16 protein-coding genes, 1 tRNA gene, 1 other RNA gene and 1 other annotated feature are annotated in these 16,110 nt (G+C 39.2%); of the genes, 5 read left to right on the forward strand and 13 right to left on the reverse strand.

Annotation, left to right across the window (positions count from 1 at the left end; all coding sequences use genetic code 11):
- Nucleotides 1–488: 488 nt before the first annotated feature.
- From H0Z31_15270 to H0Z31_15300, 7 genes are all read right to left on the reverse strand, one after another.
- A complete protein-coding gene (locus H0Z31_15270) occupies nucleotides 489–752 on the reverse strand; it encodes a pro-sigmaK processing inhibitor BofA family protein (protein ID MBO8178785.1) in 264 nt (87 codons plus the stop codon).
- Between the two features lie 71 nt (nucleotides 753–823).
- Nucleotides 824–1,042 carry a YaaL family protein gene (locus tag H0Z31_15275; protein MBO8178786.1) on the reverse strand — a complete coding sequence of 73 codons (219 nt, stop codon included), beginning with the start codon at nucleotides 1,040–1,042 and terminating at the stop codon, nucleotides 824–826.
- Between the two features lie 24 nt (nucleotides 1,043–1,066).
- Nucleotides 1,067–1,663 (reverse strand): recombination protein RecR, encoded by a 597-nt coding sequence (gene recR, locus H0Z31_15280; GenBank protein MBO8178787.1) that lies wholly within the window; start codon nucleotides 1,661–1,663, stop codon nucleotides 1,067–1,069.
- A gap of 11 nt (nucleotides 1,664–1,674) precedes the next feature.
- On the reverse strand, nucleotides 1,675–1,995 hold the full coding sequence (locus tag H0Z31_15285; GenBank protein ID MBO8178788.1) for a YbaB/EbfC family nucleoid-associated protein: 321 nt from the start codon (nucleotides 1,993–1,995) through the stop codon (nucleotides 1,675–1,677).
- 20 nt (nucleotides 1,996–2,015) lie between these two features.
- Nucleotides 2,016–3,692 carry a DNA polymerase III subunit gamma/tau gene (gene dnaX, locus H0Z31_15290; GenBank protein MBO8178789.1) on the reverse strand — a complete coding sequence of 559 codons (1,677 nt, stop codon included), beginning with the start codon at nucleotides 3,690–3,692 and terminating at the stop codon, nucleotides 2,016–2,018.
- A gap of 130 nt (nucleotides 3,693–3,822) precedes the next feature.
- Nucleotides 3,823–4,087, reverse strand: an RNA gene (gene ffs / locus H0Z31_15295) — signal recognition particle sRNA large type.
- 98 nt (nucleotides 4,088–4,185) lie between these two features.
- On the reverse strand, nucleotides 4,186–4,656 hold the full coding sequence (locus H0Z31_15300) for a nucleoside deaminase (GenBank protein MBO8178790.1): 471 nt from the start codon (nucleotides 4,654–4,656) through the stop codon (nucleotides 4,186–4,188).
- A gap of 120 nt (nucleotides 4,657–4,776) precedes the next feature.
- On the opposite strand from H0Z31_15300, the gene H0Z31_15305 reads away from it, so the two are divergent.
- From H0Z31_15305 to H0Z31_15320, 4 genes are all read left to right on the forward strand, one after another.
- The gene (locus tag H0Z31_15305; protein MBO8178791.1) at nucleotides 4,777–5,337 is read left to right on the forward strand and encodes a cysteine hydrolase; all 561 of its coding nucleotides are present in this window, start codon (nucleotides 4,777–4,779) and stop codon (nucleotides 5,335–5,337) included.
- Nucleotides 5,338–5,404: 67 nt separating this feature from the next.
- Nucleotides 5,405–6,688 carry a glycoside hydrolase family 18 protein gene (locus H0Z31_15310; GenBank protein ID MBO8178792.1) on the forward strand — a complete coding sequence of 428 codons (1,284 nt, stop codon included), beginning with the start codon at nucleotides 5,405–5,407 and terminating at the stop codon, nucleotides 6,686–6,688.
- 169 nt (nucleotides 6,689–6,857) lie between these two features.
- Entirely contained in the window at nucleotides 6,858–7,511 is a 654-nt protein-coding gene (locus H0Z31_15315) for a deoxynucleoside kinase (protein ID MBO8178793.1), read from the forward strand.
- Nucleotides 7,495–8,163, forward strand: a complete 669-nt coding sequence (locus H0Z31_15320; protein MBO8178794.1) for a deoxynucleoside kinase — start codon at nucleotides 7,495–7,497, stop codon at nucleotides 8,161–8,163. The genes H0Z31_15315 and H0Z31_15320 overlap by 17 nt, the downstream gene beginning before the upstream one ends.
- A 233-nt stretch (nucleotides 8,164–8,396) precedes the next feature.
- Here the strand turns inward: H0Z31_15320 and H0Z31_15325 are convergent.
- From H0Z31_15325 to guaB, 6 genes are all read right to left on the reverse strand, one after another.
- Nucleotides 8,397–8,489, reverse strand: a tRNA-Ser gene (locus H0Z31_15325).
- Nucleotides 8,490–8,595: 106 nt separating this feature from the next.
- On the reverse strand, nucleotides 8,596–9,879 hold the full coding sequence (gene serS / locus H0Z31_15330; GenBank protein MBO8178795.1) for a serine--tRNA ligase: 1,284 nt from the start codon (nucleotides 9,877–9,879) through the stop codon (nucleotides 8,596–8,598).
- Between the two features lie 52 nt (nucleotides 9,880–9,931).
- Nucleotides 9,932–10,150 (reverse strand) — a binding site (T-box leader).
- Nucleotides 10,151–10,202: 52 nt separating this feature from the next.
- Nucleotides 10,203–10,793, reverse strand: a complete 591-nt coding sequence (pdxT, locus tag H0Z31_15335; GenBank protein MBO8178796.1) for a pyridoxal 5'-phosphate synthase glutaminase subunit PdxT — start codon at nucleotides 10,791–10,793, stop codon at nucleotides 10,203–10,205.
- Nucleotides 10,794–10,805: 12 nt separating this feature from the next.
- Nucleotides 10,806–11,714 (reverse strand): pyridoxal 5'-phosphate synthase lyase subunit PdxS, encoded by a 909-nt coding sequence (gene pdxS, locus H0Z31_15340; protein MBO8178797.1) that lies wholly within the window; start codon nucleotides 11,712–11,714, stop codon nucleotides 10,806–10,808.
- A gap of 108 nt (nucleotides 11,715–11,822) precedes the next feature.
- Nucleotides 11,823–13,175, reverse strand: coding sequence for a D-alanyl-D-alanine carboxypeptidase (locus H0Z31_15345; GenBank protein ID MBO8178798.1), 1,353 nt, complete (start codon nucleotides 13,173–13,175; stop codon nucleotides 11,823–11,825).
- A 140-nt stretch (nucleotides 13,176–13,315) separates the two neighbouring features.
- A complete protein-coding gene (gene guaB / locus H0Z31_15350) occupies nucleotides 13,316–14,782 on the reverse strand; it encodes an IMP dehydrogenase (GenBank protein ID MBO8178799.1) in 1,467 nt (488 codons plus the stop codon).
- A gap of 110 nt (nucleotides 14,783–14,892) precedes the next feature.
- On the opposite strand from guaB, the gene H0Z31_15355 reads away from it, so the two are divergent.
- Nucleotides 14,893–15,876 (forward strand): YaaC family protein, encoded by a 984-nt coding sequence (locus tag H0Z31_15355; protein MBO8178800.1) that lies wholly within the window; start codon nucleotides 14,893–14,895, stop codon nucleotides 15,874–15,876.
- The last annotated feature ends 234 nt before the right edge of the window (nucleotides 15,877–16,110 follow it).

Consider the following 16,110-nt stretch of genomic DNA (forward strand, 5'->3'; position numbering starts at 1 on the left):
TCTCCGAAAAAGTTTGAATAAGACTCAAATTCATTGACGTTGACGCTTCGTTTTGTTTAGTTTTCAAGGATCAATCATCATCACTTTTTTAACAGTGACTTTTATAATATACTACATAAAGTTAGTTGTCAATAACTTTTTTTATGTTTATTTTTCGCTTTGTTTTCTAGTCTATCATCAGCGACGATAAATAATTTACCACAGTAACAATAGAGAGTCAATAAGAATTTATCAAAAAATCATTTTTTTTTGCGAGGATATGTTATATGTCATTGTTGATTTTTAGCAAGTTATTTACATGAAGCGAAAGGCGGCGACTCCAGCGGGAACAAGAAGCCGCAAGACCCATACTTGAGCGTAGCGAGGGAAGCAGCTTGCGGCTTGCCCGCGGAAAGCGTCCGCCTGCAGTGAAATGTATAAATATCGACAGTATCATTTAACAGAGCCTTTTGCAAAAATAGAAACCGCCGATTTTACTCGACGGTTAATCATAAAATCCACAGTTGAATACAAGCGAGTGCTAACACCCCTGGTATTCCTAAAAAACCTGAAATAGATGATGTAAGCAAATTAATTGGGACGTGAAGACCAATATAACTGCCAAAAGCGTTTAAGAAAAATAGAAATAATGCTCCAATCAATACTTTAATACACGCCTGTCCAACAAATTTTACGTATTTTCCAGCAGAGCTAGCAGTTAAAAGCAAAACAATCACCAAACTAATAATCGAAATGATAATTATCGGGTTCAAAAACGATCCCCCTTTTTCCCGTTTGTTAACATTTTATGAACAATTTGTCCAAGTAGAACGAGAAAAAGGGACTATCGTTCCATTCGTAGATTACGCTTTTTAGCTTCCCGTAGTAAATAAAAATATTTGGCCTCACAAATTTTCGTTTGACTTAGTAAGTCCTCGTTATAGTCAAAACTAATTTGTAACAAATTTTTTTGGCGCATCCATTCCGATTTAGCTTGTTCTAGTTGCCAAAGTAATTGATGATCAAATTGTTTACGAAGCTTTCCTTTTTTTCGAAAAAGCATATTCTTTTTCTCCTTGTAAAGGAATTATAGTTCTCTTCTTCCTTCTAGAGCTTTTGATAACGTCACTTCATCCGCATACTCTAAGTCTCCTCCTACCGGTAAGCCATGAGCAATGCGGGTGATGCGAATGCCTGTTGGTTTCAACAGCCGAGAAATATACATGGCTGTTGCTTCACCTTCAATATTCGGATTGGTGGCTAAGATAACTTCTTGAACGGTTTCATCTTGAAGTCTCTTTAATAAATCAGGAATATTAATATCTTCGGGTCCAATACCATCCATTGGTGAAATCGAACCGTGTAATACATGATACAACCCATTGTATTCTTTCATTTTTTCCATCGCTATGACATCTTTTGGATCTTGAACGACACAAATAATACTTCGATCTCTTCGTTGGTCTTCACATATATAACATGGATCTTGATCTGTGATATGACCACATATAGAGCAATAATGTAAATTTCTTTTGGCGTTTACAAGTGCTTTCGCAAAGTCTAGTACGGCATCTTCTTTCATATTTAGCACAAAAAATGCCAGACGAGCGGCCGTCTTTGGCCCAATCCCTGGCAATTTCATAAAGCTGTCAATCAGCTTAGATATTGGTTCTGGATAGTGCATATAGTTTCCTCCTAGAACATTCCTGGAAGGTTCAACCCTTTAGTAAACTGACCCATTGTTTTCGCAGTTAACTCGTCTGCTTTTTTCAACGCATCGTTTGTTGCTGCTAAAACAAGGTCTTGTAGCATTTCAATATCGTCTGGGTCCACTACTTCTTCATTAATTTTCACTTCAAGTACTTCTTTATGACCGGAAACAACGACTGTTACCATTCCACCGCCAGCTGTACCTTCTACTTTTTGTTCACCTAGCTCTTCTTGTGCTTGTTGCATTTTCTTTTGCATTTTTTGCATTTGTTTCATCATATTTTGCATATTACCCATTCCACGCATCATAATGATCCCTCCAACAATTAATCAATAATTTCAATTAAATCCGATCCTACTAATTGCACAGCATTAGCAACAACCGGATCTTCTTCCTTCTCGTCTTCTTTTTGGTCTAATTTTTGCGAACGAATAAAATCTTCCCTGATTTTTCCCCATTGTTTTTCAGGAACTCCGATGACGGCATATGGTACTCCTACTAGTTCTTCTAATATTCCAGAAAGCGCCTCTAAAAACCGTTGATTTTCCATTGCCATTTGACAATGAATCTCATATTTAAACTTTAAAATAAACGCTTTTGGAGAAGCAGCCACCGGTTCGGCTTCGTTTAATAATGCGGCTTGAGAGCGCATTTGGCGATTATTCAATGATTCTAAAAGATCTCCCCAGCGACTTTTAATTAAATTTAAGTCTTGTCTTGTCGCTTCTTTTAAGACTTGTTCTACTCGTCCAACCGGCACTTTAAATGAAGAACTTCGGACAGCGCGTTTGTTAGTTGACTGATTTTTGTCAACCACCTTTGGTGCTCCTTGCTTCAATTGCTGAACTTCCCGCTCTAATTCTTTCACACGCTGCAATAACTGTTGTACTTCGGAATCATCAGCAAACGAGCGGGAACGTTCGATTTGGCAAAGCTTGACTAGAGAAACTTCCAAATAAATGCGTGATTGATTAGAGAATTTCATTTCTTGTTGAGCCTTGTTTAATACATCAATATATTCGTAAATTAAATCCGTCGCTACTTCTTCAGCCAGCTGACGAAACGGCTCATCAATAACTACCCGATGATAAGCGTCTTCTAAGTTAGGTGCAGTTTGGTACAAGAGTAGGTCTCGGAGATAAAAAATTAAATCCTCCGTCAGTTTAGATGGGTCTTTTCCGCTTGCTAATAATTCCTCAAGAGACTGAAGGGCACTATGAACATCTTTTTGAAATACACTGCGAACTAATTGATTTAAGTAAGTTTGAGCAACAGAGCCCGTGACGGTTAACGCATCGTCCGTTGTCAACATATCCCCGCTAAACGACACTGCTTGATCAAGTAAGCTGAGCGCATCCCGCATACCACCTTCTGCTCTTCTGGCAATAATATGAAGCGCTTGCTCATCATACCGAATTCCACTTTCATCGGCAATTAATTTCATTCGATTGACAATCGCAGATGTCGTAATTCGCTTAAAATCAAAGCGTTGACAACGAGAAATGATGGTAAGCGGGATTTTATGCGGTTCTGTCGTTGCTAAAATAAAAATGACGTGTTTCGGTGGTTCTTCTAACGTTTTTAATAATGCATTAAATGCTCCAATAGAGAGCATATGCACTTCGTCAATAATATACACTTTGTATTTCACAGACGAAGGAGCATATTTTACTTTATCCCGAATATCACGAATCTCTTCAACGCCATTGTTTGAAGCGGCATCAATTTCAATGACATCTTGAATCGATCCGTCGGTTATTCCACGACAAGCCGCACATTCATTGCACGGTTCGGAAACTGGAGAGCGCTCACAGTTCACAGCTTTGGCTAAAATTTTTGCCGCACTTGTTTTCCCTGTTCCTCGAGGTCCAGAAAATAGATAGGCATGCGATATTTTTTCATGCAGGAGGGCATTTTGCAACGTCGTTGTGACATGTTCTTGGCCGACGACATCTTTAAAGTTTTGTGGACGCCAAACACGATACAAAGCTTGATAACTCATTTTTATCCCTCCTGCCAATTCATCTTTTTTATTCTCATTACATTATACCGTATCTAATCGGTTTTACAAAAAGGAATATAATAAAAAAATCCATCCTCTAATGGATGGATGTACTTTACTATGTAATCTGCCGTGCACCTTTCGTCGACAGATATCCATAAGCGTTACTCAAGCAGTTAGCTCAGCCCAGGCACCCCTGCGGCACATGAGAGGTTCCACTTAATGCTGCTTCCTTCCGGACCTGACATGGTTCATGGATTCCCATTGCGCAGGACCCAGACGTCAACACCACTTACTTGAGGCAGACCCTACAGTATATCAGCCTCGGAAAGGAGTTCGGCCTCGCTAGAGCGGATTGCGAGTACAGGGCACCGCTACCTCCCCGCTTAGCACGGCAAAGTTGATACCAAATTTAGGCGTCTTATTGACGCATATACAAGTATACTCCTATTTCACAAAAAATGCAACGAATATCCGCTGTCATTTTTTGTGATTAATAATCATCTATCTTTTTCTGTCGTTCTTTCTTTTTTCGTTCTCGAAGCTTTCGAAAAAACGATGTCAACAGTAAGCCACATTCCTCTTCAAGGACTCCAGAAACAACCTCGGCTTGATGGTTAAAGCGTTCGTCTGTTAACAAATTCATTAAGGTACCAGCACACCCTGCTTTCGGATCCTTCGCTCCGTATACTACCCGCTTGATGCGTGATAAGATGATAGCACCGCTACACATTGGACACGGCTCCAACGTCACATACAATTCCGCTTCTTCAAGTCTCCATGTCCCGAGCTTTTGACACGCTTGTTGAATCGCTAAAATCTCCGCGTGCGTTACAGCATCTTGAGTCGTTTCACGTAAGTTATGGGCAGTCGAAATCACTTGATCATTCCAAACAATGACAGCACCAATAGGGACTTCACCTATTTTTTCGGCTTTTTTGGCTTCTTCAATCGCTAGCTTCATGTATGATATATCTCTTTCTTCAAACAACGGAATCCAATTCCCTTCTTCACTACTTTTTATCGGTTTTTCTCATAATTTATCTTACCGAAAACAAACTAATCATTAAAGGAGAGATTGACTATGAAGTCACCATCGAATGTTGCCCTTCTTATTATTGATATCATCAATTCGTTTCGTTTCGGGCATGGACCTATTTTAGCTGAACGAACGTTATCGATCGTTCCACGTATTAAAGCGTTAAAAGAAGTTTGTCGTAAAAAGCAAATTCCTATCATATATATTAATGACAACTATAACATATGGCGAGCGGACGTCCAAAAGCTTATTAAACAATGTACCAATGATTTAAGTTCACCGATTATCAACGAGCTTCATCCGGACGAATCCGATTATTTTTTAATAAAACCCAAATATTCCGCTTTTTTCGGTACCAGCTTAAATCCCCTTTTATCTCAATTAAATATAAAACAGCTTATTTTGACCGGTATTGCCGGAAACATTTGTGTGCTGTTTACCGCCAACGATGCATATATGAGAGATTACCGCTTATTTGTCCCTGCTGATTGCATTACATCTGTGGACCCGAAAGATAATGAATATGCTTTAAAAATGATGAACTACGTGTTAGACGCACGGATTGACCCATCGGATCAACTTATTTCACTCCTATCTCATTTTTAACATGTATTCTCCTTTCCCTTCATACAATGTTTTTAGTGAATAAGGGTAAAAGAGGAGGTCACATAATTTGCAAATTCATGTTGTTCAACCGAATCAAACATTGTTTGGAATCGCTCAAGCCTATAGCATCTCCCCTTCGGAAATACAAACAGCCAATCAAATTCCAAATCCGGATAACCTCGTCGTTGGGCAAACGATCGTTATTCCGATTGTCGGACAATTTTACTGGGTACAAGCTGGTGATAGTCTTTGGTCCATTGGTCAAAAGTTTAATATTGATTATCAAGAGCTTGCTCGGATTAACGGTATTAATCCAAACCAACCGCTTTCAATTGGATTACGAATCTATATCCCACCTTCTCCAAAGTCAAGAGCAGAATTCAATGCCTATGTCGAACCATTTGGTCAAACGGTCTCTCAAGCATTAGAAGACAGTTCTCGAGAAGCTGCTCCCTATTTAACGTATTTATCTCCATTCAGCTTTCAAGCGAAAAGGGACGGTTCCCTCTCTGAACCACCTTTAGGAAACCTCCCAGCCATCGCCGAAGCCAATCAAAACGTACTAGTTATGGTCATCACGAACCAAGAAGAAGGACAATTTAGTGATGAACTCGGTCGAATTATTTTAAACGATCAACAAGTTCAAGAAAAATTTTTAAACAATATTGTGGCTACCGCGAAAAAATACGGGTTTCGTGATATTCATTTTGATTTTGAATACTTACGCCCTGAAGATCGCGAAGCTTATAATCAATTTTTACGAAAGGCTAAACAACGATTTAGCCAAGAAGGTTGGCTGCTTTCGACTGCTTTAGCTCCTAAAATAAGGGCTGATCAAAAAGGGAGATGGTACGAAGGGCACGATTACAAAGCTCATGGAGAAATTGTCGACTTTGTCGTTATTATGACGTATGAGTGGGGCTATAGTGGCGGGCCACCTATGCCAGTTTCACCCATTGGACCCGTTAGACAAGTACTGGAATACGCGATAACTGAAATACCACCAAACAAAATTTTAATGGGACAAAACTTATACGGATACGATTGGACACTTCCGTTTAAAGAAGGAGACATTGCCAAAGCATTAAGTCCTCAACAAGCAATCCAATTGGCTGTTAAATATAATACAAACATTCAATACGATTATAATGCTCAAGCTCCTTATATTGATTACGTGGACGAAAACGGGAAACAACATAAAGTTTGGTTTGAAGATGCTCGTTCGATTCAAGCGAAATTTAATTTGTTAAAAGAGTTAAATTTACGTGGGATGAGCTACTGGAAGCTTGGCCTTTCGTTCCCACAAAACTGGTTACTTATTTCTGACCAATTTGAAGTCGTTAAACGATAACACATTCTCCCCGCCATCTGGTGGGGATTTTCTTTATTTTTTACATAAAAACTTCCCTTGGAAATATTCCGTACTTTCACCTCTTAAAATATATGATAAAATAACCAATGGTGCTCTTTTTTCTGATAAGAAGAGTTGTATGCGGAAATAGACTCGAGGAGGACGAAGCATGGGGAATACGCCTTTCATAACGGTCGAGGGCCCGATTGGAGTAGGAAAAACTTCTCTTGCCAAAGCCATTTCACAATACTTTCAGTTCCATCTCTTGAAGGAAATCGTTGACGAAAACCCTTTTTTAGATAAATTTTATGAAAACATCGATGAATGGAGCTTCCAAACAGAGATGTTTTTCCTATGCAATCGTTATAAACAACTAGAAGATATTCAAACAAATTTTTTACAAAGAAAAGAGCCCGTCGTAGCCGATTATCACATATTTAAAAATTTGATTTTTGCCAAACGTACATTAAAAGAGGCTCAATATGAAAAATACGTTCAAATTTATCAAATTTTAACGAAAGACATGCCTCGACCAAACGTGGTTATTTATTTAAATGCTAGCTTAGATACGCTCCTGCATCGAATCAAAATGAGAGGTCGAGATTTTGAAAAAAACATTAGCCCTCTTTATTTAAAACAACTTTCCATTGATTACGAACAATTTATGAATGATTTTGAGCAAAATCATCCAGACATCCCTGTGTTACGCTTCAGCGGCGATGAACTAGATTTTGTGAAAAATCAAGAAGATTTACAGCTTATATTAGACCAATTAAAAAATTCTCTGCAAAAAGGAGTCAATAACTATGGATCTTCGCAATAAATACGATATTCCGAGTAATGCCGTTATCACCATTGCTGGTACCGTTGGTGTTGGTAAATCCACGATGACGAAAGCATTAGCGAAAGCGCTCGGTTTTAGAACATCATTTGAAAAAGTAGATACGAACCCTTATTTAGATGCATTTTACAAAGACTTTAAACGTTGGAGCTTCCACCTGCAAATCTATTTCTTAGCGGAACGCTTTAAAGAGCAAAAGCGCATTTTCGAATACGGCGGTGGCTTCGTTCAAGACCGGTCCATTTATGAAGATACTGGTATTTTTGCCCGTATGCATTATGAAAAAGGAAATATGTCTGCCGTTGACTATGAAACATATAGAAGTTTATTCGAAGCCATGGTCATGACTCCATATTTCCCTCATCCTGACCTTCTTATATATTTAGAAGGTTCTCTTGACGATGTAATACGTCGAATTCGCGAACGCGGTCGCCCGATGGAACAGCAAACTCCGATTGAATATTGGGAAGAAATGCACCGGCGCTATGAAGATTGGATCAACACGTTTAACGCCTGCCCAGTTCTTCGCTTAAACATTAACGAATACGATTTATTCGAAGACGAACATTCCATTGAACCAATAGTTGAACGGATATCTACGTTCTTAAAACAAACAAGAATGCTAAAAAAATAAAAGATTCCCGCTTTGTTGGGAATCTTTTTTGTTACCACAAGAGGGATGTTAGTAGCCACGGACTTCAGATGCGATAAAATGACAAAAAAAGAGTTGGCCATATGAGCCAACTTCTGAAACTATAAATTTATATTCGCACTCCAAATTTTAAAAGTAAAAAATTCGTTACAATCAGATGTAACGAATTCATCACAATCTCCAATATTTATGCGCTGTGGTTGATTCATCAGTTATGGCGGAGGAGGAGGGATTCGAACCCCCGCGCGGTTTGACCCGCCTCTCGGTTTTCAAGACCGACCCCTTCAGCCAGACTTGGGTACTCCTCCGTGCTGACAGAGATTAATTTATCATAACTATTTCGGGAAGTCAACAAACGAAAATGATGTTTAAATTTTTTAACAATTCAACCTAAAAAAGAGACTAGTCCAAAGACTAGTCTCGAGGTTTAATCACTTCAATGCCGCCCATATAAGGACGTAATACTTCTGGAATCACGACACTTCCGTCAGCTTGCTGATAGTTTTCTAAAATAGCAGCTACCGTACGACCAATTGCTAAACCAGATCCGTTTAGGGTATGAACATGCTCTGGTTTACCGTTTGGTTCACGACGGAAGCGAATGTTCGCCCGTCTTGCTTGGAACGCTTCAAAATTGCTACAAGAAGAAATTTCGCGGTACGTATTATAGCTTGGAAGCCATACTTCAATATCGTATTTCTTTGCCGCAGTAAAGCCTAAATCCGCTGTACACATACTCATTACACGATACGGCAATCCAAGAAGCTGAAGCACTTTTTCCGCATGTCCTGTTAGTTTTTCAAGCTCATCATAAGAATCTTCTGGTTTGACGAAACGAACAAGCTCTACTTTATTAAATTGATGTTGGCGAATTAGTCCTCGTGTATCTCGACCCGCAGAACCTGCTTCTGAACGGAAACATGCGCTATACGCTGCATAGCTAATCGGTAAATCATCACCATTTAAAATTTCATCGCGATGTAAGTTCGTCACAGGAACTTCAGCCGTTGGAATTAAGAAATAATCCTCTTTTTCAATTAAAAACGCATCTTCTTCAAACTTTGGTAACTGACCTGTACCTGTCATGCTTGTCCGGTTTACTAAGTACGGTGGTAACACTTCTTGATAGCCGTGTTCATCAATGTGTAAATCTAACATAAAGTTAATTAATGCCCGTTCTAATCGAGCACCTAATCCTTTGTAAAAAACAAAGCGGCTTCCAGTTACTTTAGCAGCTCGTTCAAAATCTAAAATACCTAATTCATCTGCAAGATCCCAATGCGCTTTCGGTTCAAAATCAAACGTTGGGATGTCTCCCCATTTACGAACTTCCACGTTATCGTCTTCAGACTCCCCTACTGGAACGCTTTCATGAGGAATATTAGGGATAGACAATAACAGTTGTTCTAATTCTTCCTCAACATCGCGTAATTTTTCATCTAACTCTTTAATCTTTGCACCTACTTCACGCATTTCAACGATCAAATGTTCAGCATCTTGCTTTTCACGTTTCATTTGCGCAATTTGCTGAGACACTTCATTACGTTTCATTTTTAACTGTTCGGTTTGAACAATTAACTCCCGTCGCTCTTTATCTAAGGCCTCAAATTTTTCAAAATCCGTTAAATCTTCTCCGCGATATTTGAGTCGTTCTTTCACTTCTTCAAAATTTGCACGTAAATACTTAATGTCTAGCATGCCAACTCCTCCTTTTATTAATAAAATTAAAAAAGCCCCCATCCCTAAATATAAAAGGGACGAGAGCTACCCGCGTTGCCACCCTCATTGAACATAGCACACTAGCTACGTTCCACTTCATTGGATAACGGCTACAACCGGAAGTACTTACTTGAATCCGTTCGGTACTTCACTCGAGGATGGATTCACAAGGTTCATTCACCGGTTCACACCCCCCACCGGCTCTCTTGAGAACGAAACACTTGCTACTAGTTCCTCTCATCGATTTAACACCATTCATTTTGCTTTAAATGTACAATAAGTTTAAACAGTTTTCAACCATTTTATGCTAGTTGTTTTGATTTTGCCTCTTCCACCATTTGAATAAAGTACTTTATAAAACGCTGGTCATCCGTTAACTCTGGATGAAACGAGCACCCTAAAAATTGACCATCGCGTGCTGCTACAATCCGATCTTCGTATTTCGCTAACACTTCGACGTTTTCCCCTACTTCAACGATATGGGGAGCTCGAATAAATACAGCCGTAAATGATTCGCCGATACCACGAATCGGTATATCCGCTTCAAAGCTTTCGCGTTGACGACCGAACGAATTTCGTTCGACCGTAATATCCATTAATCCTAAGTGAGGCTCATCGTAACCGACAATGTTTTTCGCGAGTAAAATTAATCCTGCACACGTACCAAACATCGGTTTGCCTTTCGCCGCAAATTCTTTTAACGCATCCATAAAGTCGTATTTGTCAATAAGTCTTCTCATTGTTGTACTCTCGCCACCTGGAAGAATGAGCCCATCTATTTCATCTAATTGCTCTTTCCGTTTAATGACAACGGCTTCCGCTCCCGCTTCTTCAATTGAACGAACGTGCTCGCGTACAGCACCTTGAAGTCCTAATACACCAATTTTCACCATATCAACTTCTCCTTACCAGCCACGTTCTTGCATGCGAGATTCAGGTGTAAGCGAAGAAATTTCAATTCCTTTCATCGCTGTCCCTAGTCCTTTAGAAAGGTGAGCAATTAACTCATAATCTTCATAATGAGTTGTTGCTTCCACGATAGCTTTTGCGTATTTCGCTGGGTTTTCGGATTTAAAAATACCAGAACCAACAAACACGCCATCTGCTCCTAATTGCATCATTAATGCCGCATCCGCAGGAGTTGCTACACCACCTGCAGCAAAGTTAACGACTGGAAGACGACCAAGACGCTTAATTTCTAAAAGCACATCGTAAGGAGCACCTAGTAATTTTGCTTCTGTCATTAGTTCGTCTTCGCTCATGCTTACCACTTTACGAACTTGTGCATTCACTTTACGCATATGACGTACTGCTTCTACAATATTTCCAGTACCAGGCTCACCTTTTGTTCGTAACATGGACGCGCCTTCACCGATTCGGCGAGCAGCTTCTCCTAAGTCTCTACAACCGCACACAAATGGTACAGTAAATTCTTTTTTGTTAATGTGGAACTCTTCATCAGCAGGTGTTAAAACTTCACTTTCATCGATGTAGTCAACACCCATTGCTTCTAGCACGCGAGCTTCGACAATATGGCCAATACGCGCTTTCGCCATAACAGGAATGCTTACTGCATTCATTACCTCTTCAATAACACGAGGATCCGCCATTCTCGCTACGCCACCAGCGGCACGAATATCAGCTGGAACACGTTCAAGTGCCATAACCGCTACCGCACCAGCTTCCTCAGCAATTTTTGCTTGTTCCGCATTGACAACGTCCATAATGACGCCGCCTTTTTGCATTTCCGCCATCCCACGCTTTACTCGATCTGTACCCGTTTTCACGTGAATTCCCCTTTCTATTTCAAACATTCAGATAACGCCAAGGAAAAATAAAAAAAAATCACCAAAAAATTGTTTTTCCCTCATGCTAAATAAACAACAAAAAAGGTCTCCTGTCAAGACAAGGAGACCTTGCAATTAAAACCAACCTTTCACCGTATCGGTTACTCCATTCCAAATATCACCGAAAAAACTGCCGATTGCCCGCATCATGAGGACAAACCAATTTGCTTTTTCGACTTGATTAGAAGTTACTACATCCACTTGCTCCAGTTTTCGTCCTTCGTCGTATAGATAACTATATTTATCCGAACCCGTGTAATCATAAGTGAATGTTCCAACGGTTGCTCCTTTTTCAACAGGGGCCTCTAATTGGCCTTCTTCATTTAATGCGTTTTTGTCAATTACCAATTTTGGTTTGTATAAGTCTGTTTCCCCATTTTTGACGAGAACTTTTAACGGCTCTTTTGTCTTAATAGCTACTTCTTTTTCTTTTCCTTTTACGACTGGTAGTGTTTTATGATCTTTTAATTGATAACCAGATGGATACAATTCTTGAAAGGAAAAATTGCTAAAAGCGTAATTAAACATTTTTTTCGTTTCATCAAAACGAGCTTTATAGCTTCCTTTACCGTCTGGTGTTTTTGCATTCATCACAACTGTAATGTAACGAATGCCATTTCGCTCAGCAGTCCCTGTAAAACAGTAGCCAGCTAAATCCGTTGTTCCTGTTTTAATGCCGTCTACCCCTTCATATCCGTACACTAACGAAGGAAGCATCCAGTTCCAGTTTTGCATATCAATCTCATCGTCAGTACCTTCACGGAATTTCTTTTTCGGGATACTTGCTGTTTCTAACACTTCTGGGAAACGGTTAATGAGCTGATAAGCTAATTTAGCTGTTGCCCGAGCTGACATGACGTTCTCATCTTCTGGGCCTGTTCCTTCCGGGTGCATGCCTTTTAAATCACGGTTGTTTAAACCAGTAGAATTGACAAATTTATAATCTTGAAGGCCTAATTCACCCGCTTTTTCATTCATTAATTTTACAAAATTTGATTCAGACCCGGCAATTACTTCTGCTAAAGCAATCGTAGCGCCATTGGCCGAATAAATCACCATTGCTTCGTACAGTTCACGTACGGAATATTGTCCATCTCGTCTTAACGGAACATTGGACAAATTACGATCTTGGGATACTTGATACACATATTCACTCACATTGTACATTTGATCCCATGTAACACGGCCTTCTTCAATCGCTTCTAACAGCAAGTATTCCGTCATCATTTTCGTCATACTTGCAATACCTAATACCGTATCAGCATTTTTCTCATACAGCACTTTTCCAGTTGTCGCTTCCACTAAAATCGCCGCATCTGCGTTAACATCTAAAAAGTCCGTTGTTGCGGCTTTTGTCGAAATTTGAAACAAGTTAGAAAGTAACAAGATAGTAAGTATACTTGCCACATACTTACGAAGTCGTTTCATACTATGTAAGACCTCCACCAATTTTTATCCACTTCAGATATTTTAACATACGATTTCCAGTATGAATAGATAGAGGATAGACCTACATTTCAAAAAAGAGGCAGGAAAATGGGGCTAGATTCCCACTTCCTGCCTACTGATTAAGAAAGAGAGTAATTCGGCGCTTCTTTCGTAATTTGGACATCATGTGGATGACTTTCTCGTAAACCTGCCCCAGTCATTCGAATAAATTGAGCATTTTCACGTAAATCATGTAAATTTTTCGCTCCACAATATCCCATACCAGAACGAAGTCCACCTACAAGCTGATAAATGGTATCAGCTAATGGCCCTTTATATGGAACGCGTCCTTCAATACCTTCTGGAACAAACTTTTTCGTATCCTCTTGGAAATAACGGTCTTTTGAACCTTTTTCCATCGCTCCAACTGAACCCATACCACGATATACTTTAAATCGACGACCTTGATAAATTTCTGTTTCCCCTGGACTTTCGGACGTACCAGCTAATAGACTACCTAGCATTACCGCATGTCCACCCGCTGCTAACGCCTTAACAATATCTCCGGAATATTTAATTCCACCATCCGCGATAATTGCTTTTCCATACTTACGAGCTTCTGTTGCACAGTCGTAAATCGCTGTAATTTGTGGCACACCTACACCAGCTACGACACGTGTCGTACAAATTGAACCAGGTCCAATTCCCACTTTAATAATGTCTGCACCTGCTTCAATTAATTCTCTTGTCGCTTCAGCTGTTGCTACATTTCCTGCAATAATGTTTAATTTTGGATAAGCTTCGCGAATTGCTTTGACCGTATCAATAACACCTTTGGAATGACCATGTGCCGTATCGACAACAATGACATCCACATTGGCTTTAACAAGCATTTCAACCCGCTTCATCGTATCTTTCGTAACACCAACAGCGGCCCCGCATAGCAATCGACCATGTTCGTCTTTTGCAGAATTCGGGAACTCAATTACTTTTTCAATATCTTTAATCGTAATAAGGCCTTTTAAAACACCATGTTCATCGACAAGCGGAAGTTTTTCGATTTTATATTTTTGTAAAATCCGTTCAGCTTCTTCTAAAGTTGTTCCAACTGGAGCTGTAACTAGATTTTCTTTTGTCATGACATCTGATATTTTAATGGAGTAGTCTGAAATAAAACGTAAGTCACGATTTGTAAGAATTCCAACTAATTTTTGTTCCTCTTCATTATTTACAATTGGAACACCTGAGATGCGATATTTCCCCATTAGATGCTCAGCATCATACACTTGATGCTCTGGTGTTAAGAAGAACGGATCGGTAATAACACCACTTTCAGACCGCTTAACTTTATCTACTTGTTCGGCTTGTTGTTCAATACTCATGTTTTTATGAATAATTCCTAGTCCACCTTGTCTTGCCATCGCAATGGCCATTTCTGCTTCGGTAACAGTATCCATACCTGCACTAATAATAGGGATGTTTAATTTTAACGTATCAGTCAATGAAACTTGAAGGTTAACATCACGAGGTAGTACCTCAGACTTGGCTGGAATTAACAATACATCATCGAAGGTAAGACCTTCTTTCACAAATTTTGTCTCCCACATTTTTTCGTCCTCCTACTCCAAAATATTATTAGTAGGTTATCAATTGGATAAAATACTGTCAAGAACATGGGGATAAGTTTGATTTTTCAAATAATTTGGCGGAGGTGCATATGTACACTTTTATGAATCCTTGGAAGCATTTGACCTACTTCCAAAACGCAGAGTTTGCCCAACAATATTTATACCGTTTATACAATGAGCTAGAAGTGGTAGACGCAAGCGAGAAAAGTTATCGAAATGCAATCCCCTTTATGTATTACTTAGAAAATGGTGAAACATACTTCCAATATAGTAAAATTATCCCTTTAACTCTGCAGCCGATTTTACTCTTTTATGGCTTGGTCCACTTAATAAAAGCGTGTGTTTTAACAGTCGATCCGTTTTATCCTCATACCACTTCTGTTTTAGCCCACGGCTTGTCTACAAGAAAAAAGAAAAAACAGCAATATTTGTTCTTAGAAGATGAAGTAAAAATTCAAAAGAACGGTTTATTTTCTTATGCAAATTCAATAATGTTTCACGTGAAACATTTGGAAGGCCAAAAGCTTGTCATGCAAGATTTATTACGTCAAATTCCCGAGCTATCCGACACCTTCTTCACATTGTTAGGGGAACAAACATTTTTTACTGTTACACAGTCTCAACAGTCGTATGTTCTTTCAAAAGCAATTTTAGATGAATACCATATGCAACCGGAACGATTCCGCGAATACATTATGGGTAAAGTAGGACCCATACTCCAGCAAGTCGATTTTAATGATGGACAAATTGAATTCAAATTTTCTGAACCACACATTTTTAAACAGAAAGAACTTCCTCCGTTCCGTATAAACATTGAACAAAAGACACCCTGTTTATCTACGTCTCGCCATTTTTGTAGTTATTTTAACGAAATCATGGTACATTACTCCCTTTTGTATAATTTAAGCATGATTGCCCGTTATGAAACCGAGTGGTGGAACGAATTGATGAAATTTTCACCTAATTACGATTACGTGTTTATTAAAAGCTTTCTTTCTGTATCTCTTAAAAAAGTTCCTTATCTAATAGCCCAATTTCTTTGTAGCAAACATCCTTTCCAATCAAATGAATAATGTACACATTTATTCTTCACTTGCGCTTGCTTCGTGTTACATTTGAAAGATGATTGATTATCCACCACTATATATTAAATGAGTGTAAAACCCTCTTATGTTTTTACACTCTTTGAACAATAAAAATAGGCCAAAGAGATTGTCTCTTTGGCCTATTTTGCCTGGCAGCGTCCTACTCTCGCAGGGGAAACCCCCAACTACCATCGGCGCTGAGGAGCTTAACTTCCGTGTTCG

Origin of the sequence: Bacillus sp. (in: firmicutes), from assembly GCA_017656295.1 — a bacterium.
GTDB lineage: Bacteria > Bacillota > Bacilli > Bacillales > JACDOC01 > JACDOC01.